The sequence below is a fragment of the Rhizobium sp. AN73 genome (assembly GCF_030757975.1).
GTDB classification, from domain to species: domain Bacteria; phylum Pseudomonadota; class Alphaproteobacteria; order Rhizobiales; family Rhizobiaceae; genus Agrobacterium; species Agrobacterium arsenijevicii.
In genome coordinates, this window is record NZ_JARWME010000001.1 from 1,026,507 (window position 1) to 1,046,504 (window position 19,998).

At 60.3% G+C, this 19,998-nt stretch carries 13 protein-coding genes and 2 pseudogenes; 10 read left to right on the forward strand and 5 right to left on the reverse strand.

Translation table 11 applies throughout. The annotated features are described in order from the left end of the window. Nucleotides 1-111: 111 nt before the first annotated feature. Genes RBH10_RS04510 through RBH10_RS04530 form a run of 5 tightly spaced genes read right to left on the reverse strand, consistent with a single transcriptional unit; the run spans nt 112 to nt 6,308 of the window. The gene (locus tag RBH10_RS04510; RefSeq protein ID WP_281038670.1) at nt 112-1,842 is read right to left on the reverse strand and encodes a biotin carboxylase N-terminal domain-containing protein; all 1,731 of its coding nucleotides are present in this window, start codon (nt 1,840-1,842) and stop codon (nt 112-114) included. Between the two features lie 11 nt (nt 1,843-1,853). Beyond that, the gene (locus RBH10_RS04515) at nt 1,854-3,452 is read right to left on the reverse strand and encodes a 5-oxoprolinase/urea amidolyase family protein (RefSeq protein WP_281038671.1); all 1,599 of its coding nucleotides are present in this window, start codon (nt 3,450-3,452) and stop codon (nt 1,854-1,856) included. A 7-nt stretch (nt 3,453-3,459) separates the two neighbouring features. Next, nucleotides 3,460-4,269: a putative hydro-lyase gene (locus tag RBH10_RS04520; protein ID WP_281038672.1), complete on the reverse strand. Its 810-nt coding sequence runs from the start codon at nt 4,267-4,269 to the stop codon at nt 3,460-3,462. A 12-nt stretch (nt 4,270-4,281) separates the two neighbouring features. Continuing rightward, complete coding sequence (locus RBH10_RS04525) at nt 4,282-5,049, reverse strand: LamB/YcsF family protein (protein WP_281038673.1); 768 nt, start codon at nt 5,047-5,049, stop codon at nt 4,282-4,284. A 20-nt stretch (nt 5,050-5,069) separates the two neighbouring features. Then, complete coding sequence (locus tag RBH10_RS04530) at nt 5,070-6,308, reverse strand: NRAMP family divalent metal transporter (protein WP_372339780.1); 1,239 nt, start codon at nt 6,306-6,308, stop codon at nt 5,070-5,072. Between the two features lie 281 nt (nt 6,309-6,589). On the opposite strand from RBH10_RS04530, the pseudogene RBH10_RS04535 reads away from it, so the two are divergent. The 10 genes and pseudogenes from RBH10_RS04535 (at nt 6,590) to cysG (ending at nt 19,864) form a co-directional block, all read left to right on the forward strand. Next, nucleotides 6,590-7,244: pseudogene (locus RBH10_RS04535) on the forward strand (GntR family transcriptional regulator). A 102-nt stretch (nt 7,245-7,346) separates the two neighbouring features. Further along, complete coding sequence (locus RBH10_RS04540; RefSeq protein ID WP_045019816.1) at nt 7,347-7,934, forward strand: ANTAR domain-containing response regulator; 588 nt, start codon at nt 7,347-7,349, stop codon at nt 7,932-7,934. 36 nt (nt 7,935-7,970) lie between these two features. Continuing rightward, nucleotides 7,971-9,266: a CmpA/NrtA family ABC transporter substrate-binding protein gene (locus tag RBH10_RS04545; RefSeq protein WP_281038676.1), complete on the forward strand. Its 1,296-nt coding sequence runs from the start codon at nt 7,971-7,973 to the stop codon at nt 9,264-9,266. Between the two features lie 379 nt (nt 9,267-9,645). Beyond that, complete coding sequence (locus RBH10_RS04550; RefSeq protein WP_281038677.1) at nt 9,646-10,938, forward strand: CmpA/NrtA family ABC transporter substrate-binding protein; 1,293 nt, start codon at nt 9,646-9,648, stop codon at nt 10,936-10,938. Nucleotides 10,939-11,053: 115 nt separating this feature from the next. Continuing rightward, nucleotides 11,054-11,947, forward strand: coding sequence for a nitrate ABC transporter permease (ntrB, locus tag RBH10_RS04555; RefSeq protein ID WP_281038678.1), 894 nt, complete (start codon nt 11,054-11,056; stop codon nt 11,945-11,947). Nucleotides 11,948-11,960: 13 nt separating this feature from the next. After that, entirely contained in the window at nt 11,961-12,758 is a 798-nt protein-coding gene (locus RBH10_RS04560; RefSeq protein WP_281038679.1) for an ABC transporter ATP-binding protein, read from the forward strand. Between the two features lie 5 nt (nt 12,759-12,763). Beyond that, nucleotides 12,764-15,211 carry a nitrite reductase large subunit NirB gene (nirB, locus tag RBH10_RS04565; protein WP_281038680.1) on the forward strand — a complete coding sequence of 816 codons (2,448 nt, stop codon included), beginning with the start codon at nt 12,764-12,766 and terminating at the stop codon, nt 15,209-15,211. Between the two features lie 5 nt (nt 15,212-15,216). Continuing rightward, nucleotides 15,217-15,552, forward strand: a complete 336-nt coding sequence (gene nirD / locus RBH10_RS04570; protein WP_003519747.1) for a nitrite reductase small subunit NirD — start codon at nt 15,217-15,219, stop codon at nt 15,550-15,552. 212 nt (nt 15,553-15,764) lie between these two features. Further along, entirely contained in the window at nt 15,765-18,413 is a 2,649-nt protein-coding gene (locus RBH10_RS04575) for a nitrate reductase (protein ID WP_281038681.1), read from the forward strand. Continuing rightward, nucleotides 18,385-19,864, forward strand: a pseudogene (cysG, locus tag RBH10_RS04580) (siroheme synthase CysG). Before RBH10_RS04575 ends, cysG begins: the two are co-directional and overlap by 29 nt. Nucleotides 19,865-19,998 lie beyond the last annotated feature (134 nt).

Here is a 19,998-nt window from a genome sequence, read left to right on the forward strand (position 1 = left end):
AGGTCGCGCCATAAACGGACCGGCGGCGAAAGGGTTCCGCCGCCGGTATCGACCGAGCTTCGATTGTGGGGGAGGCGGCTTCCCGGATGGGGCGGTGGCCTCGTCTATGTGCTAGTCGGCAATTTCCAGAAGTGCCGCGCCGGCCTGCAGATAATCGCCTTCCTTGACGATCAGGCGGACCTTGCCGGCCTTCGTCGCGACGATTTGTGTTTCCATCTTCATGGCTTCCATGACGGCCAGAAGATCGCCTTTGGAAACGGCTTCGCCATCCTTGACCTTGAAGGATTGCAAGGTGCCGGAAACGGGCGCAGTGATTTCGCCTTCCTTCTCTTTGACCGTTGCACCGGGGGCCGTTGCATTGCCGCCGCTGACAGCACCGAGGCCGGAGAGCAGCAGGTTGGGCAGGCCGACCGAGACACGCTTGCCGTCGATTTCGAGAAAAGTGCGGGTAATGGAAGGATCCTCAGCCGGTGCCGGTCGTTCCATGGCATCCGGCATGGCGGCGAAATCGGTCTCGATCCAGCGGGTGTGAACCTTGAATCCGTCAGTGCCGATGAAGTCATCAGTCTCGATTGCGGCGCGATGGAACGGCAGGACCGTGGCGATACCTTCGATGCGGAATTCCTTCAGCGCGCGGCGGGCGCGGCGCAGAACCTGATCGCGGTCCGCGCCCGTGACGATGAGTTTTGCCATCAGCGAGTCGAACACACCCGGCACACTGGAGCCGCTGACAACGCCGCTATCCACGCGGATGCCGGGGCCGGAAGGCGCATCGAAAACCGAGATTGAGCCAGGTGTCGGCAGGAACCCCCGACCGGGATCTTCGGCATTGATGCGGAATTCCATCGAGTGGCCGCGCGGTTCCGGCGTTTCAAGCACCCGCAGCTCGTGGCCTTCGGCAATACGGAACTGTTCGATGACGAGATCGATGCCGGTCGTCTCCTCGGTGACGGGATGTTCCACCTGCAGGCGCGTATTGACCTCCAGGAATGAAATCGTGCCATCGACGCCGAGCAGGAATTCGACGGTGCCAGCACCGGAATAACCGGCAGCAGCGCAGATCGCCTTTGCCGCATCGTGGATTTTCTGTCGCTGCTCGGCAGACAGGAATGGAGCCGGGGCCTCTTCGATCAGCTTTTGGTTCCGGCGTTGCAGCGAACAATCGCGGGTGCCGAGCACGAGCACATTGCCGTGCTTGTCGGCCAGAACCTGCGCCTCGATGTGGCGGGGCCGGTCGAGGAAACGTTCGAGAAAACATTCACCGCGACCAAAAGCGGCCGTCGCTTCGCGAACGGCAGATTCGTAGAGATCGGCGATCTCTTCCATCTTCCACGCAACCTTCAGGCCGCGACCGCCACCGCCATGCGCCGCCTTGATGGCGACGGGCAGGCCGTGTTCTTCGGCAAAGGCGGTCACTTCGGCGGCGGTGGAGACCGGGCCGTCGCTTCCGGCGACAAGCGGCGCGCCAACGCCGGTGGCGATGCGGCGTGCTTCGACCTTGTCACCCAAGGCTTCGATGACATGTGGGTCCGGACCGATCCAGCTCAGGCCGGCGTCGATAACCGACTGCGCAAATTCGGCGCGCTCGGACAGAAAACCGTAACCGGGATGCACGGCGTCCGCACCGGCACGTTTGGCAATCGCGATCAGCTTGGCGATATCGAGATAGGTCTCGGCGGGGCGTATGCCCTCCAGCGCATAGGCCTCATCCGCCAGCCGGACGAAAAGAGCATCCTGATCGGGGTCGGCATAAACGGCGACCGATTGCAGGCCGTAATCGCGGCATGCACGGATGATCCGCATCGCGATCTCGCCGCGATTGGCAATCAGCACTTTTTTCATCGCTATTCTCCCTACAGACTTTTGGCCGCGGCGATTTCGGCGAAGGGGCCGATCGGGCGGAACTGGATTTTGGCGTTGACGGGGATTTGCCCCGCAAGATCGAGATGATATTCGGCGACCGCGCCGATGACGGGATAACCGCCGGTCAGCGGATGATCGGCGAGGAACAGTACGGGCTGGCCACTATGGGGAATCTGGATTGCCCCGGTGGCCGTGCCTTCGCTCGGCAATTCGGCGCTGTCCCTGCGCTCCATAGGCACCTCGCCTGCAAGACGGATGCCGACCCGGTTCGATTGCGGCGTGACCTGCCAGAGCTGGCCGGTCAGCGTATCGAGGCCCTTTTGCGTGAACCAGTCGGTACGCGGCCCGAGAACGACGTCGAGTGTCACGACATCACCGGTTACGGGCGGATCAAAGGCTGGAGCCTCATCGATCGACACGCTGGAGAGATTGTTCTTTTCACCCTTCAGCAGCAGGATCGTACCTGCGGTCACGCTTTCGGGGCCGACCACGGCAAGTGTATCCGTCGCAAAACTGCCCAGCACGGGCTCTACATCGAACCCACCGCGCACGGCAAGATAACAGCGCATGCCTTTTGGCGGTTGGCCCAAGGTGACCACATCGCCGGGTTCGAGGGAGACGGGAACATAGCTTTGCGCGGACAAACTGCGATCCGCCGTCGTGATCGTGACGGGGCAGGGCGCGCCGGCAATGCCGATGACGGCGCGGCTTGTGCTTTTGAAGGAAAACCCGCCGAGCGTCAGTTCGAGGCACGGCGTGTTGACGGGGTTGCCGACGATACGGTTGGCGGCATTAAAAGCGCCGCGATCCAGCGCGCCGGAAGCCGATACGCCCTGTCCGGTCTGGCCGAAGCGTCCGAGATCCTGAAAAATGGCGGGCATGGGTGCTGCGAGCACCTCGAAATGCGGGCCTTCTTTTGTGGTCTCCGGCCGGGAGGTGCGCGGTGCCGGGGCAGGGACATCAACCGTTCTTCCGGCCTTGTCCATATCGAAGAAACGTACACGATAACCCGGTTGGAAAAGCGCGCCGGGATCGCGGTCGATATCCCACATCTTTTCCGGCGTGGTGCCGATGATCTGCCAGCCGCCGGGGCTGTTTTGCGGATAGACGCCGCTGAAGGCGCCGGCCAGTGCTACCGAACCCGCCGGAATGCGGGTGCGCGGGCTTTGACGGCGCGGCACATGTAGTGCCGGATCGCCGCCGACCAGATAACCGAAACCGGGAGCGAAACCGCAAAAGGCCACGGTGAATTCGCTTTCGGTGTGGCGGCGAATGACCTCGTCGACGCTCATGCCGGTCAACGCGGCAACGTCGGCCAGGTCTTCACCGTTATAATGGACGGGGATTTCCACCAGATTGTCCGAAGGCGCGATTTTTGCCGAAAGATCACGGCTTGCAAGCCGGGCGACCAGCGCTTCCGCGCCAATCTTTTCTGGACGGAAGCGGATCATCAATGTTCGGGCGGCCGGAACCGTCTCTTCGATGCCTTCGACCGGATCGTTCTGAAGCGAAGCGAAAAGCGCCAGCGTTTCGTCAAGATCGGCAAGTTCGACAAGAATGGTGGTGAGGCTGACGGGGAGAAAGCGCATCATATCCTCACGCGTGATAGGCGGAATCGGGAATGTCGGTGATGAACATGTGTCCGGGCGCATGGGTGATCGCAAAGGGTACGCCGGATGCCATGACGGCAGCCTGAGGCGTCACGCCGCAGGCCCAGAACACCGGAACCTCACCGGGCTCGATCCGCACCGCATCGCCGAAATCCGGTTTTGCTAGATCGGCTATGCCGATTTCTTCCGGCGCACCGACATGCACGGGCGCGCCGTGAACCGCCGGGAAACGCCCGGAAATGGTTGCGGCATCTGCCACCCGTGACGCGGGGATCGGCCGCATGGAAACGACCATGTTGCCCTTAAAACGTCCGGCCGGGCGGCAGGGCCGGTTGGTCAGGTACATCGGAACGTTGCTCTTGTCGGTCATGTGACGGATTTCGATGCCCGCTTCGACCATCGGCGTTTCGAAGGTGAAGCTGCAGCCGATCAGAAATGCGACGAGATCGTCACGCTCTGCCCAGGCTGCCGTTGCATCCGCCGTTTCCTCGGCAAGCTTGCCGTCCCGCCAGATGCGGTAAAGCGGTAGGTCGGTCCTGAGATCGGCACCGGGGGCGAGAAGTGTGGTGGGTGAGCCGGGATCGGAAACATCGAGCACCGGGCAGGGCTTGGGATTGCGCTGCGCATAAAGCAGGAAATCGAAGGCCCAGTCGCGCGGAAGCACGATCATGTTGGCCTGCGTGAAGCCGGGAGCGATGCCGGAGGTCGGCGCAATAAGACCGTCGCGATAGGTGGCGCGGGCTTTTCGTGCGGCTTCCGCGTCCGTGTGGTTTAGAAAGGATGTGGGTATCGTCATTGGCCGCCCCTTTTAAAGAGTAGGTGCGAAAGAGCGAATTTCGATGCCTTCGGCTTCGAAACGGCGACGGATTTCCTGGGCGATTGCGACCGCGCCGGGGCTGTCACCATGCACGCAGATGGATTGCGCCTCGATTTTTATGATGCTGCCGTCGATGGCCTCGAGTGTGCCTTCACGGGCAAGCCGCACCATACGGTCAGCGATTTTTGCGGCGTCGTGCAGAACGGCACCGGCTTCACGGCGCGAGACGAGCTGGCCTTGCGGTGTGTAGGCGCGATCCGCGAAGGCTTCGGCGACAACGGCAATACCTGCCTTACGGGCGAGATTGAGGATGGGCGCATTGGCAAGACCCATCAGCACCAGCGAAGGATCGACGGCCTTGATGCCGTCGATGACCGCCTGGCCCTGTTTCGCGTCATTGGCAATACGGTTGTAAAGCGCGCCATGCGGCTTCACGTAGCGCACCGTTGTTCCGGCCGCAGTTGCGACGCCCTTCAGCGCGCCGATCTGGTAGATGACATCGGCGATCAGCTCATCCGAGGTCACGTCCAGATCGCGGCGGCCAAAGCCGACGCGATCCGGGTAGGAGACATGGGCGCCGACAACCACGCCTTTTTCGGCAGCGGCCTTGACGGTGCGGTAGATGCCGGCCGGGTCGCCTGCGTGAAATCCGCAGGCGATGTTGGCGCTGGAAACGATGGCGAGCATCGCCTCATCGTCCCCCATGCTCCACGCGCCGTAACTTTCGCCAAGATCGCTGTTGAGATCGATAGCGGCCATGTTTGCCTCCCTTTAATTTATCAGTAGCCGAGCAGGGCAAAGATCGCGCCTGCCGACTTATAGGCCATATACCAGGTGAGTACGCAGGTCAGCACGCCAAGCACGAGCAGCCAGCGCGGGTAGCGGTAGCCGTGCATCAGATCGGCGCGTTTCCATGCGGCATACATGAAGATCGAAAGGCCGATCGGCAGAACGAGACCGTTCAGGCCGCCGACAAAGACGAGCATGGCTGCGGGCGGTGTGGTGATAATGACGTAGGCGATCAGCGAAATGGCGATGAAGCCGACGGTGGCCAAATTGCGCTGGCGTTCCGTCATATCAGGCTTGAAAGCGGTGAGGAACGAGACGGAGGTATAGGCCGCGCCGATGATGCTGGTCATGGCCGAGGCAAGGAAGACCGCGCCGAACAGGCGGAAGCCGACGCCGCCGGCTGCGGCATGGAAAGCCTGGCCTGCCGGGTTTGCTGCCTTGCCCGAGAGATCGATGACTACGCCGCTTGCGACGACGCCGAGAATGGCGAGAAAGAGCACGTAGCGCAGCACGCCGGTAATGGCGATGCCGCTGAGTGCGGCGCGATTGACAGCGCTGATGTTTTCAACGCCGACCATTCCCTTGTCCAGCAGGCGGTGTGCGCCGGCATAGGTGATGTAACCGCCGACCGTGCCACCGACGATGGTGGTGATGGTGACGAAATCGATGGTGTCTGGCAGGAAGGTCTGGCGGAAGGCTTCCGCAACCGGCGGGCCGGAGACATAAGCCGCATAAACGATCAGCGCGAGCTTGACGAAAGCGGCCACGAAAACGACACGGTCCATGGCGATGCCCGCCCGGCGGGACAGGAAGATGCCGATGGCCGCCAGCGCGCCGATCGCGCCGCCGATCTTCGGATCGAGATCGATCATGGCGTTGAAGCCGAGGCCGGCGCCGCCGATATTGCCGACATTAAAGAACAGGCCGCCGATGATGACGAGGATGGCGAGCAGATAACCCGAACCCGGAATGGCGGCATTGGCGATGGCCGGTGCCCGCATGCGGGTGATGGTGACGATACGCCAGATATTGGCCTGCACGACGAAGTCGATCAGGATGGAAATGAGAATGGCGAACGCGAACGCGGCGCCCAGTTTCACCGTGAAATTCGCCGTCTGGGTGATGAAGCCCGGCCCCACGGCGGACATCGACATCAAGAACATTGCCGAAAGTAGGGCGTAACGCTTGTTCCTTGCCTTCTGCGCAACCTCGTTCGGGTCGGCAAGCATGGGCTCTTTCTGCTCCATGGATTTTCTCCGCTTCTGTCGCAATCCGCCCCTCGCGGATGCTTTATTCCGCCGATCTTGTCTTGTTCCATGAAATTGTCAACATTGTTCAACAATATAAAGGTATCGTTCTTTTATATTGTCTATTTGTTGGACGTTATGAGCATGATTTAGTCACGTTTTTTTGGCGATTTGCTGAAGCTTTGTGCTATGGGCAATCATGCCGTGCCCGAACATGCCTGTCACGGAATTCCCAATGCTGCATTGCTCTTAAGGAAAGCGCCATGACGGAAACGATAGAGGGTCTGCCGCTTGCGGATCGATTGGCGAAGGATATCCGCACCCTGCTGATTTCCGGCGAGCTGATGCCGGGGCAGCGCCTTTCGGAAGCAGCCTTCAGCGAGCGTTTCGACGTCTCCCGCAATTCGCTGCGCGAAGCCTTCCGTCTTTTGACCAAGGACGGCCTGTTGCGCCACGAGGCCAATCGCGGCGTTTTTGTCGCGGTTCCGACCATGGCTTCGGTGATCGACATTTATCGGGTACGACGCATGGTGGAATGCGGCGCGTTGCGTCAGGCCTGGCACAAGCACCCGGCCATAAGGGCAATGCAAGTGGCGGTCGATGACGCGAAGATAAAGCGCGAAGAGGCGGATTGGCTGGGTGTTGGCAGCGCCAACATGAAGTTCCATGCCGCCGTGGTCGATCTTCTCGACAGCGCCCGTCTCAGCGATTTTTACGAGCGCATTGCCGCCGAGCTGAGGGCTTTGTTTCGGCCTGCTGAAAGACCCGGAGCAACTGCATTCCCCCTTTGTGGACATGAACAGCAAGATCCTGTCGCTGATGGAAGAAGGCAAGGCGACTGAAGCCGGCGACGAGATGGAACTCTACCTCAATCTCTCCGAAAGAACGGTTTTGAAGGCGCTCGAACGCGCATCCTGAGATATCAGGCGGAGCGGGACGAAAACGTCCCTTTCACATCCGCCCCATTTTTGTATCGGCGGCTGATTGCCAAGTTTGTTGCGGTGCGTCATCAATGCTGACATGACGCTTCGCGACCTCACCATTCTCGTTATAGACGAAAACGCGATCCGCGCCTCGATCATCGAGGAGGGGCTGCGCGAGGCTGGATATCAACGGGTGACGGTCATCCATGAGGTGCACGGTGTGGCGCGGACAATCGAGACGCTGCAGCCGGATGTCATCTTCATCGATCTTGAAAATCCCAACCGCGACATGATGGAGCATCTGTTCCAGCTGACGCGCACGGTCGGCCGGCCGATCGCCATGTTTGTTGACCGCTCCGACACGGCCTCCATCGAGGCGGCCGTCGAGGCGGGGGTTTCCGCCTATGTCGTCGACGGGCTGAAGAAAGAGCGGGTCAAACCCATTCTCGATATGGCGGTCAGCCGCTTCAACGCTTTCAGCCGTTTGCGACAGGAACTTGCCGAAGCCAAATCCGCGCTGGAGGAGCGCAAGGTGATCGAGCGCGCCAAGGGCATTTTGATGAAGATGCGCGGCCTTTCCGAAGAGGAGGCCTTTGCGCTTTTGCGGCAAACGGCAATGAACGAGAAAAAGAAAATATCCGAGATCGCGCAAAGCGTGGTCACCGCGGCCGGTCTGTTGATGTGACAAACCCGCCGGCGGGACAGTCGAGGAGTGTATGATATGGCGGCACAGGAAAAAACGGCCGGGTCAAAAGGTGGGATGACGCAAGCTGCGGGTGCGCCGACAATCGTGGGCAGCGACCGGCAGAAAATCCTGCGTGCAGGTTTCATCCCGCTTGTTGACGCCTCCGTCCTGATCGCGGCGGCTGAATTTGGCTTTGCCGAACGGGAGGGCCTGTCGCTCGATCTCGTCAAGGATGTGTCCTGGGCGAATGTGCGCGACCGGCTGGCGTTCCGCCAATTCGACATCGCCCATATGCTGTCGCCGATGCCCGTCGCCTCCATGCTCGGGCTAGGCTCCAACCCCTCACCGACGATAACGCCATTTTCTCTCGGGCGCGGCGGCAATGCCATCACGCTTTCGACGCGGCTTTTTACCCGGATGAAGGCGTTGACGGGGCTTTCCGAAACGGCGGGAGCGCTTGAAAACGCGAAGGCCTTGAAGCGGGTGCTCGATGATATGCGGGCGCGGGGCGAGGCTCCGCCGACGCTCGGCATGACCTATCCGTTTTCGTCGCATAATTACGAATTTCGCTACTGGCTCGCGGCCGGCGGCATTCATCCCGATCACGACGTCAAGCTGGTGGTCGTGCCGCCGCCATTGACCTCGGATGCGCTGGCGGCGGGCGCCATCGACGGTTTCTGCGTCGGCGCGCCATGGAACATCGTTGCCGCAGAACGGGGCGTTGGCAGGATCGTCGCCGCCAAGCAGGATTTGTGGCCTTCCGCACCCGAAAAAGTCATCGGCATGCGGCCGGAATGGGCTGAAAGCCAGCAGGAAACGGTCGGCCGGCTGCTGACGGCGCTCGATGCTGCCGCACGTTGGTGTGATGTTGCGGAAAATCACGACGACCTGAGCCGGGTGCTTGCTGATCCCCGCTATATCGGTGCGCCGGAAAGCATCATCCGTCATGTGCTTGCCGGTGAATTCAACATCGACAGCCAGGGCAACCGCCGGGTCATCGACAAATATTTCCTCTTCCACGGCGGCCACGCCAATTATCCGCGCCAGAGCCAGGCATTGTGGATTTACAGCCAGATGATCCGCTGGGGGCAGGCGGAGTTTTCGCAAAGTGGCGTGGAAGCCGCCCTGTCCGCTTACCGGCCGGATATTTATCGGGCGGCGCTGGGCGATGCCAATGCGCCTGATGATGCCGATATTCGTATCGAAGGACAGGACGAGGGCGACCGTTTTGTGGACGGCTTCGTCTTCGATCCCGCTGACATTACAGGGTATGTGAATGGCTTTTCCGTGCGCAGTTCTGCCGCTGTTTCCACCTCTCAAGGCGAGGCCTGAGAGCAGCTCAGCCGGGCCAGCTGCGCAAATTTCAAGCGCGGAATTTTTCCAGTTGCGCAAACGATAGACAAAATTGCGGCTGGTTGAAATTTAATCGCCTGACGGAATTTCTGAAATTCAGTTTTATTTCCAATAGTATAGCTTCCGTATAACAAACTGGCACGCCTCTTGCTTCTTCCTGTTTGCACCGGTCAACGGCGATCGGGGCAAGCAGGGCGCGGCATAGGCGCTTTCAGAGACATAGACGTCGCAAGGTTTTGCTGCTCGGAACACCTCCCGTTCCGAAGGCGCAAACACCGAGCGGCGTTTTTTTATTTTCAGGTTTTTTCGCAAGCGAAAGCGTCACCTCAAAAGGTGACCCAATAAGGGGAAGATGCGAATGAAAAAGATATTCTCGGGCGATGTCAGCCGCCGCACGATACTGAGGACGACAGCCACCGCAGCCCTCGTCACCGCCGTACGCACCGCCTTTCCGTCAGGCGCTTTTGCAGCCACCGCTGAGCCGGAAGTGAAGGGTGCGAAAATCGGCTTTATCGCGCTGACCGATGCCGCGCCGCTCATCATCGCGGCTGAAAAGGGACTGTTCGCCAAGCATGGCATGCCTGACGTCGAGGTTCTCAAACAGGCATCCTGGGGTGCGACGCGCGACAATCTCGTGCTCGGTGGCGCATCGAACGGCATTGACGGCGCGCATATTCTGACGCCGATGCCTTACCTCATGCATACCGGCAAGGTGACCCAGAACAATGTGCCGGTGCCGATGGCGCTCATCGCCCGCCTCAACCTCGATAGCCAGGGCATTTCAGTCGCCAAGGAATATGCCGAAACCGGCGTTCAGCTCGATGCTGCCAAGCTGAAGGCGGCTTTCGAGAAGAAGAAGGCTGAAGGCAAGGAAATCAAGGCCGCGATGACCTTCCCCGGCGGCACGCATGATCTATGGATTCGCTATTGGCTCGCCGCCGGTGGCATCGACCCGGACAAGGACGTCTCCACCATCGTCGTTCCGCCGCCGCAGATGGTTGCCAACATGAAGGTCGGCAATATGGACGTCTTCTGTGTGGGCGAACCCTGGAACGAGCAACTCGTCAATCAGGGCATCGGCTTTACCGCCTGTACCACCGGTGAACTCTGGAAGGGGCATCCCGAAAAGGCACTCGGCATGCGCGCCGACTGGGTAGAGAAGAACCCCAATGCCGCCAAGGCGCTGCTGATGGCTGTGATGGAAGCTCAACAATGGTGCGACGGCATGGACAACAAGGAAGAGATGTCCACCATTCTCGGCAAACGCCAATGGTTCAATGTGCCGCCGAAGGATATCCTCGGCCGCCTCAAGGGCAATATCAATTACGGCAACGGCCGCGTGCTGGAAAATACCGGCCTGCAGATGAAGTTCTGGCAGGATCACGCGTCCTACCCCTTCCGTAGCCATGACAGCTGGTTCATCACGGAAAACATCCGCTGGGGCAAATTCGCGCCTGATACCGATGTGAAGGCGCTGGTTGCGAAGGTCAACCGCGAGGATATCTGGCGCGAGGCGGCCAAGGATCTCGGCGTTTCCGACATTCCAGCTTCCGCGTCACGCGGCAAGGAAACCTTCTTCGACGGCAAGGTCTTCGACCCCGAAAACCCGTCCGCCTATCTCGAAAGCCTTTCCATCAAAGCGGCCTCCTGAGGAGGAGACAAGGGTGTCGCCCCTCGTCCGCCAGTTCCGGCCTTTGAACGGTCGCGACTGAAGACCGGATGAGGGGCGAGACCCTGACCGCAACCGACATCAAGAGGAAATGCCCATGTCCGCATTGGCCCGAAAATTCAAGGAACAGCCGCAGCAACCGGCGGCGCAAAAGGCAAACGTGGTGACCCTTTCGCCCAAACAGTCGCCGCGGATTGATCTGCGTAAATGGGGTGCGGCAGCGGCCCGCAACATCATACCGCCATTTATCGTCCTCGCTGTCCTGCTGGGTGTCTGGCAGGTGCTCTGTTCCGCCCCAGGCTCCTCGCTGCCGCCGCCGAGCCAGGTTTTTGAGGAAAGCTACGATCTCATTGTCTCGCCGTTCTTCCACAATGGCTCGCAGGATATCGGCCTCGGCTTGCGTGTACTGGTCTCGCTGGAGCGAGTGGCTTACGGTTTCGGCCTTGCGGCCATTGCCGGCATCATTCTCGGTGCGGTGATCGGTCAGTCGATCTGGGCGATGCGCGGCCTCGACCCGATCTTTCAGGTTCTGCGCACCGTGCCGCCGCTCGCCTGGCTGCCGCTATCGCTCGCCGCCTTTCAGGACAGCAATCCGTCGGCCATTTTCGTGATCTTCATCACCTCCATTTGGCCGGTCATCATCAATACGGCGGTCGGCGTGCGCAACATTCCGCAGGATTACCGCAACGTCGCAAAGGTGCTGCGGCTCAACCAGATCGAATTTTTCTTCAAGATCATGCTGCCTTCCGCTGCGCCTTACATCTTCACCGGCCTGCGCATCGGCATCGGCCTTTCCTGGCTCGCCATCGTTGCGGCGGAAATGCTGACCGGCGGTGTCGGCATCGGCTTCTTCATCTGGGATGCGTGGAACTCCTCGCGCCTGCCCGACATCATCGTGGCGCTCGCCTACATCGGCGTTGTCGGCTTCATGCTCGACAAGCTGGTGGCGGCGCTCGGCAAGGTCATCACCCGCGGCGCTGCGGCAAATTGAGAGGGCAACAATCATGAACGCTTATTTGAAGCTCGATCATATCGACAAATATTTCGACAAGGGCGGTTCGCGCGCCGAGGTGCTGAAAGGTATCAACCTCACTATCGAAAAAGGCGAATTCGTCTCCGTCATCGGCCATTCCGGCTGCGGCAAATCCACCATGCTCAACCTCATCGCCGGGCTGACAAAAGTCTCCGCAGGTGCGGTGCTGCTCGAAAACCGGGAGGTCAACGAGCCCGGCCCGGAACGCGCCGTCGTGTTCCAGAACCACAGCCTGCTGCCCTGGCTTTCGGTCTATGAAAACGTCAACCTCGCCGTCGAGAAGGTCTTCCGCAACACGAAGACGCGGGCCGAGCGGCATGATTGGGTCATGCGCAATCTCGATCTCGTGCAAATGGCCCATGCGAAAGACAAAAAACCCTCCGAAATTTCCGGCGGTATGAAACAGCGCGTCGGCATTGCCCGCGCGCTCGCCATGGAGCCGAAAATCCTGCTGCTGGACGAGCCCTTCGGCGCGCTGGACGCGCTGACCCGCGCTCACCTTCAGGATGCGGTAATGGAAATCCACGCCCGGCTCGGCAACACCATGGTCATGATCACCCACGATGTGGATGAGGCGGTGCTGCTTTCCGACCGTATCGTGATGATGACCAACGGTCCCGCCGCCCATATCGGCGAAGTGCTTGATGTGCCGCTGCCGCGCCCGCGCAACCGCATCGAGCTTGCATCCGACAAAACCTACCTCAAATGCCGCGAGGCCGTGCTGAAGTTCCTTTACGAACGTCACCGCTTCGTCGAAGCCGCGGAGTAACGACCATGACGCAAAAACTCGTCATCATCGGCAATGGCATGGCGCCGGGGCGCATGCTGGAAAACCTGTTCGAAACCGCCCCCGGCCTCTACGACGTCACGATTTTCAACGCCGAGCCGCGCGTCAATTACGACCGCATCATGCTCTCGCCAGTGCTTTCAGGCGAAAAGAGCTATGAAGACATCGTCATCCATGGTGACGAATGGTATGCGGCTAACAATGTGACGCTGCACAAGGGCGCAAAGGTCACCGGCATCGACCGTGACAAGAAAACCGTGACCAGTGAAAACGGCATCACGGCCTCTTACGACAGGCTGGTGATCGCCACCGGTTCCCTGCCCTTCATCATTCCCGTTCCCGGCCATCAATTGCCCGGTGTACTCGCTTATCGCGATCTCGACGATGTGACGAAGATGCTGGAAATCGCTGAAGGCAAAGGCCGCGCTATCGTCATCGGCGCGGGTCTTCTTGGGCTGGAAGCGGCTTACGGCCTCAAGCGTCAGGGCATGGATGTCACCGTCATCCACCTGATGCCGACGATCATGGAGCGCCAGCTCGACCCGGCAGCGGCCTATCTTCTGGAAAAGGCGCTGAACGAGCGCGGCATCGACATCATCACCAAGGCCAACACCAAGTGCATTCTCGGCGAGGACAAGGTCGAGGGCATCGAGCTCGAGGACGGCCGGATCATCAAAGGCGATATGGTTGTGATGGCGGTCGGTATCCGTCCGGCCTCGGGTCTCGCCAGGGAAGCCGGCATCGCCGTCAATCGCGGTATCGTGGTGGATGACGGTATGATGACGTCGGACGCCTCAATCTATGCGCTCGGCGAATGCGCCGAGCATCGCGGCATGTGCTATGGCCTCGTTGCGCCGCTTTATGAATCGGCCCGCGTGCTCGCCGACCGGCTTTGCGGCGGTTCGGCCGAATATCACGGCTCCGTCACCAATACGAAGCTGAAGGTGACGGGCATCAATCTGTTTTCCGCTGGTGATTTCGCGGAAGGTGACGACCGCGAGGAAATCGTGCTGCGCGATGCCACCGCCGGCGTCTACAAGCGGCTCATCCTCAAGGAAAACCGCATCATCGGTGCGGTTCTCTACGGCGAAACGGCGGATGGTTCGTGGTTCTTCGATCTGATGAAGAAATCGACCGATATTTCCGCCATGCGCGAAACCCTGATCTTCGGCCAGGCCTATCAGGGAGGGTCTCCGCTGGACCCTATGGCGGCCGTTGCAGCCTTGCCGGATGATGCGGAAATCTGCGGCTGCAACGGCGTCTGCAAGGGCAAGATCACCTCGGTCATCACCTCCAAGGGGCTGAGCTCTCTGGATGATGTGCGCGCTCACACAAAAGCGTCCGCCTCCTGCGGCAATTGCACCGGCCTTGTCGAACAGCTGATGACGCTGACGTTGGGCGACAGCTACAACCCCGCTGCCGTGCAGCCGATGTGCAAATGCACCGATCTCGGTCATGACGATGTGCGCCGCCTCATCAAGGCCAAGGGCTTGAAGACCATTCCCGCCGTGATGCAGGAGCTGGAATGGAAAACCTCCTGCGGCTGCGCCAAGTGCCGCCCGGCGCTCAATTATTATCTCGTCTGCGATTTTCCGGATGAATATGCCGACGATTATCAGTCGCGTTACATTAATGAGCGTGTCCACGCCAATATCCAGAAGGACGGTACCTATTCCGTCGTGCCGCGCATGTGGGGCGGCGTCACATCGTCCTCCGAGCTCCGGGCAATTGCGGATGTGGTCGACAAATTCGAAATCCCGATGGTGAAGGTGACCGGTGGCCAGCGCATCGATCTTCTCGGCATCGAGAAGGAGGATCTGCCGGCGGTCTGGGCCGATCTCGGCAAGGCCGGTTTCATTTCCGGTCAGGCCTATGCAAAGGGGCTGCGCACGGTGAAGACCTGTGTGGGCGAACAATGGTGCCGCTTCGGCACGCAGGATTCCACCGGCCTTGGCATCCGCATCGAAAAATTCATGTGGGGCTCGTGGACGCCAGCCAAGCTGAAACTCGCGGTTTCCGGCTGTCCGCGCAACTGCGCGGAGGCGACGTGCAAGGATATTGGCGTCATCTGCGTCGATTCCGGTTTTGAAATCCATTTCGCCGGTGCCGCCGGTCTCGATATCAAGGGCACGGAAGTGCTCGGTCTCGTCCATACCGAGGACGACGCGCTGGAGCATATCGTCGCTTTGACGCAGATGTACCGCGAACAGGCGCGGTATCTCGAGCGGATCTACAAATGGGCCAAGCGTATCGGCTACGACGAAGTACGCCGCCAGATCATGGACGATGCCGACAAGCGCAAAGCTTATTTCGACCGCTTCGTCTTTAGCCAGAAATTCGCGCAGATCGATCCGTGGTCGGAACGTGTGTCCGGCCATGACAAGCATGAGTTCAGGCCCATGGCGGCAATCGGTTTCAGTGAGGCGGCGGAGTGAGAACGATGGACAGCAACTGGATCGATATTGGCGACATTTCTGACATCCCGCTGCGTGGTGCGCGTTGCGTGAAAACGCCAATGGGCAAGATCGCCGTGTTCCGCACGGCGGAAAATCAGGTCTTCGCGATAGAGGATCATTGCCCGCACAAGGGCGGGCCGCTGTCTCAGGGCATCGTGCATGGGGCTTCGGTGACGTGTCCTTTGCACAATTGGGTCATTTCGCTGGAGACGGGGAAGGCGTTGGGTGCGGATGAGGGTGAGGTGAGGACTATCCCTGTCCGTAATCTCGACGGGCGGCTTTCGATAGCGCTTGAAACTCTGATGATTGCGGCGGAGTGAATTGCGATGGCGGCGATGGTACCCCCCTCTGCCCTGCGGGGCATCTCCCCCTCAAGGGGGGAGATCGACAAGGTGAATGCTCCCAGCATCTCTACGGGCGGCGGTGTACGCTGTGAATGGAGGGCGGTGCCGCAATTGATCTCCCCCCTTGAGGGGGGAGATGTCCGGCAGGACAGAGGGGGGTAAACGCCGCGCACAGAGAAGGCAAACCCATGCCCGTTGAAACAAAAACCACCTGTCCCTATTGCGGCGTCGGTTGCGGCGTTATCGCCACTATCAACGACAATGGCGTCGTTTCCGTAAAGGGCGATCCGGATCACCCTGCCAATTTCGGAAGGCTGTGCTCCAAGGGTTCGGCTCTGGCCGAGACCATCGATCTCGATGGCCGCCTTCTCCATCCCGAAATCGATGGCAGGCGGGCGACGTGGGACAAAGCGCTCGATCTAGTTGCTTCCCGGTTCTCGCAGGCCATTACCGAGCATGGCCCGGATTCAGTTGCCTTTTACGTCTCCGGCCAATTGTTGACGGAAGATTATTACCTCGCCAACAAGCTGATGAAGGGTTTTATCGGCTCGGCCAATATCGATACCAATTCAAGGCTTTGCATGTCGTCTTCGGTCGCCGGCCATCGTCGCGCTTTCGGTGCTGACACGGTGCCGGGCACTTATGAGGATATGGAGCTTGCCGATCTGGTTATCCTCACCGGCTCCAATCTCGCCTGGTGCCACCCTGTTCTCTACCAGCGACTCGCTGCCGCAAAAACAGCAAGGCCGGAAATGAAGGTCGTCGTCATCGATCCGCGCCGGACGATGAGCGCCGATATTGCCGATATGCATCTCGCCATTCGCCCGGATGGAGATGTGGCGCTTTTTGTCGGCTTGCTGGCGCATCTTTCCGATAGTCCCGCAATCGATCACGGCTATGTGGAAAACCATACGGTCAGCTTTGGCGCTGCGATGCTGGCAGCAACCGAATACAGCCTGCCGGAGATTGTCGAAGCGACTGGCCTGACGATTGCAGAACTGATTTCCTTTTACGAATTGTTCGAACGCACGGAAAAGACCGTCACCTGTTACAGCCAGGGCGTCAACCAGTCGCAGAGCGGCACCGACAAGGTCAACGCCATTATCAATTGCCATATTTCCACCGGCCGCATCGGCCGGCCGGGTATGGGACCGTTTTCGCTGACCGGCCAGCCGAACGCCATGGGTGGGCGCGAAGTTGGCGGGCTGTCAAACATGCTGGCCGCCCATATGGCCATCGAAAGCGCCGAGGACCGCGACCGCGTCCAGCGCTTCTGGGCCTCGCCTGCCATTGCGCAAAAGCCTGGCCTGAAGGCGGTGGATATGTTCAGGGCGGTGGCCGATGGCCGCGTCAAGGCGCTGTGGATCATGGCCACCAACCCCGTCGTTTCCATGCCGGATGCCGGTGCCGTCGAGGCGGCGATCAAGGCCTGTCCTTTTGTCGTCGTCTCCGATGTCATGGCCAGTACCGATACCGCACGCCATGCCCATGTCCTCTTGCCCTCGCTCGGTTGGGGTGAAAAAGATGGCACCGTCACCAATTCCGAACGGCGCATTTCCCGCCAGCGCGGCTTTCTCGATGCTCCGGGTGAAGCAAAGGCCGACTGGTGGCAGATGGCGGAAGTGGGTCGGCGCATGGGTTTTGATGCCGCCTTCGCTTATGGCCAGGCATCGGAGATTTTCGCCGAGCATGCTGCTCTTTCCGGTTTCGAGAATGCCGGAAGCCGTGATTTCGATATAAGCGGGATCGAACGGGCTTCCTACGAAACGATGCCGCCCTTTCAATGGCCGAAAGCCCGGCCCGGCGAGACCGCCGTTACCCGGTTTTTCGCGGATGGCCGTTTTTACCATGCGGATGGAAAGGCGCGGTTCATCGTCACCGCTTTGCCGCAGACCGACAGGACATCGCCCGATTATCCGCTGACGCTGAATACCGGCCGCATCCGTGATCAATGGCACACCATGACCCGCACCGGCAAAAGCGCGCGGCTCACCGCCCATATCGCCGAGCCTTTCGCCGAACTTCACCCGCGCGATGCGCAGGCGCTGGGAATCGAAAGTGCCGATTTGGTGGAGTTGGAAAGCCCCCATGGCAAGGTTCTGTTGCGGGCGCTGGTCAGCGAAAGGCAGGCACGCGGATCGGTCTTCGCGCCGATGCACTGGAACGATCAATTCGCCTCGCGGGCGCGCATCGATGTGGTTGTCGCGCCGGTCACGGATCCGCATTCCGGTCAGCCTGCCTCGAAAAATGTGGCGGTGAAGGCAAGGCGTTTTGAGGCAAAGACTTATGGATTTGCCATCTCCCGCGTACGGCCCAACGCGCCGGATTGCGCCTACTGGGCCATCGCCAAAGCGGATGGCGGCTATCGCATGGAGCTTGCCTTTGCGGAAGAGCCGCAGGACTGGACGCTCTGGGCGCGGCAGGTTTTCGGCATCGATATCAGGATCGAGCCGCTGGGTTACAGCGACCGGCAGACGGGCGATCTGCGTCTCGCTTTCTTCGACGGCGAAACCCTGCTGGCGGCGCTGTTCATCGCCAAGGAGCCGGTGGCCGTTGCCCGCAACTGGGCGATATCGCAGCTTTCCGAGCGCCACGAGGATTTGCGCATGCGTTTTGCGCTGGTCGCCGGGCGGCCGGGGGCGGGGCGAGCTGATCCGGGCGCGACGGTCTGCTCCTGCTTCAATGTAGGCGTGAACCAGATCACGGCCGCCATCCGCGATGGCTGCCACAGCGTCGAAGCCATCGGCAAGGCGTTGAATGCCGGAACCAATTGCGGCTCCTGCCGCGCTGAAATCAGGGGGATCATCGATGGATGCCTTAAAACCGCAGCGGAATGAACCGGCCCGTATGGAAAAGCTCGCCAAGTTGCCGGTCTTCTGGGGGCTCGAGGGCAAGCGCGTGGTGCTAGTGAGCGGATCGGATGGAGCCGCATGGAAGGCGGAATTGCTGCTGGCCTGCGGGGCGCAGCTTCATCTCTATTGTGAAGAAAGCGAGCTTTCGGAAAGCTTTGCGGCGCTCGTCGCAAAAAGCCCGATGCTGAAATGGCATGACCGTTCGTGGGGTCCGGATATTTTCAAGGGCGCTGAACTGGCGCTGGCGGATTGCGAAACCGATGAGGAAGCCGAAAGATTTTACAATGCCGCGCGCGCGGCCAGCGTTCCCGTCAATGTCATCGACAAGCCGGAATTCTGCCAGTTCCAGTTCGGCTCCATCGTCAATCGCTCGCCGGTGATGGTGTCGATTTCCACCGATGGCGCCGCACCCATTCTGGCGCAGGCCATTCGCCGTCGCATCGAGACATTGCTGCCGCTGGCGCTGAAGGATTGGGGCGCGCTTGCCCAGACGATCCGCGAGCGCGTCAATCTGCGGCTCGCTCCCGGTGCCGCGCGGCGGTCTTTCTGGGAAAAATTTGTCGATCGGGCGTTTACCGAAAGGCTGGATGAGGGAAGTGAAGAACGGCTGCTTACGGATATCGGAACGCAGGCCGGGCGAGGGGGGATCGGGTCGCGGCCTTGTGACGCTTGTTGGTGCCGGACCGGGCGATGCCGAACTGTTGACACTGAAAGCGGTGCGCGCCCTGCAGGCGGCTGACGTTATCCTGTTCGACGATCTCGTTTCAGCGGAAGTGCTGGAACTGGCGCGCCGCGAAGCGAAGCGAATGCTGGTCGGTAAGCGTGGTGGCCGGGAAAGCTGCAGGCAGGAAGACATCAACGAGATGATGATCCGCCTCGCCAAGGCCGGAAAACGGGTGGTGCGGCTGAAATCCGGCGATCCGATGATTTTCGGGCGTGCCGGCGAGGAGATCGCGGCGCTGGAAGCCGAAAATATCCCGGTCGAAGTCGTTCCGGGCATCACCGCCGCAAGCGCCATGGCCTCGCGCCTCGGTGTCTCCCTCACGCATCGCGACCACGCTCAGTCGGTTCGCTTCGTAACCGGCCATTCGAGGCAGGGAAAGTTGCCGGAGAATATCGACTGGAAATCGCTTTCCAACCCGGGTTTGACCACCGTTTTTTATATGGGTGGACGGACCGCCGCCGAGATACAGTCGTCGCTGCTCGCCCATGGCATGCCTGCCTCGACACCCGTTGCCGTCATGATTTCCGTCAGCCGTTTAAACGAACAGCGCTGGTGCGGTTCGCTCGCGCAACTGGCTGCGGCAATTGAGAGGCTGGGGGTAAACGAACCCGTGCTGATCGGCATCGGTGATGCATTTGGTGCCGCATCCTCGGCGCTTTCCGGTGCCGGCACGCAGGAGGCATCTCTTACACCAATTCAAAAAGCCGGCTAATAAGTTTGCTGGGCGGTACAGGCGCGTCTTTTGCGCATGTCCGCAAGTCGGCTGCTATCACCGCCATAAAACCGTCCCTTGACATTGGTTTTTCGTTCGCTCTTCAATAAAACGAAAAAATTGAAAGAGGAGGG

What these genes read in the sequence shown, in the direction of transcription:
- nirD (WP_003519747.1), top strand. Translation starts at nt 15,217, where the DNA reads ATGGACAGCAACTGGATCGATATTGGCGACATTTCTGACATCCCGCTG.
- RBH10_RS04550 (WP_281038677.1), top strand. Translation starts at nt 9,646, where the DNA reads ATGAAAAAGATATTCTCGGGCGATGTCAGCCGCCGCACGATACTGAGG.
- RBH10_RS04515 (WP_281038671.1), bottom strand. Translation starts at nt 3,452, where the DNA reads ATGCGCTTTCTCCCCGTCAGCCTCACCACCATTCTTGTCGAACTTGCC.
- RBH10_RS04560 (WP_281038679.1), top strand. Translation starts at nt 11,961, where the DNA reads ATGAACGCTTATTTGAAGCTCGATCATATCGACAAATATTTCGACAAG.
- RBH10_RS04510 (WP_281038670.1), bottom strand. Translation starts at nt 1,842, where the DNA reads ATGAAAAAAGTGCTGATTGCCAATCGCGGCGAGATCGCGATGCGGATC.
- RBH10_RS04525 (WP_281038673.1), bottom strand. Translation starts at nt 5,049, where the DNA reads ATGGCCGCTATCGATCTCAACAGCGATCTTGGCGAAAGTTACGGCGCG.
- nirB (WP_281038680.1), top strand. Translation starts at nt 12,764, where the DNA reads ATGACGCAAAAACTCGTCATCATCGGCAATGGCATGGCGCCGGGGCGC.
- RBH10_RS04530 (WP_372339780.1), bottom strand. Translation starts at nt 6,308, where the DNA reads ATGCTTGCCGACCCGAACGAGGTTGCGCAGAAGGCAAGGAACAAGCGT.
- RBH10_RS04540 (WP_045019816.1), top strand. Translation starts at nt 7,347, where the DNA reads ATGACGCTTCGCGACCTCACCATTCTCGTTATAGACGAAAACGCGATC.
- RBH10_RS04545 (WP_281038676.1), top strand. Translation starts at nt 7,971, where the DNA reads ATGGCGGCACAGGAAAAAACGGCCGGGTCAAAAGGTGGGATGACGCAA.
- RBH10_RS04520 (WP_281038672.1), bottom strand. Translation starts at nt 4,269, where the DNA reads ATGACGATACCCACATCCTTTCTAAACCACACGGACGCGGAAGCCGCA.
- RBH10_RS04575 (WP_281038681.1), top strand. Translation starts at nt 15,765, where the DNA reads ATGCCCGTTGAAACAAAAACCACCTGTCCCTATTGCGGCGTCGGTTGC.
- ntrB (WP_281038678.1), top strand. Translation starts at nt 11,054, where the DNA reads ATGTCCGCATTGGCCCGAAAATTCAAGGAACAGCCGCAGCAACCGGCG.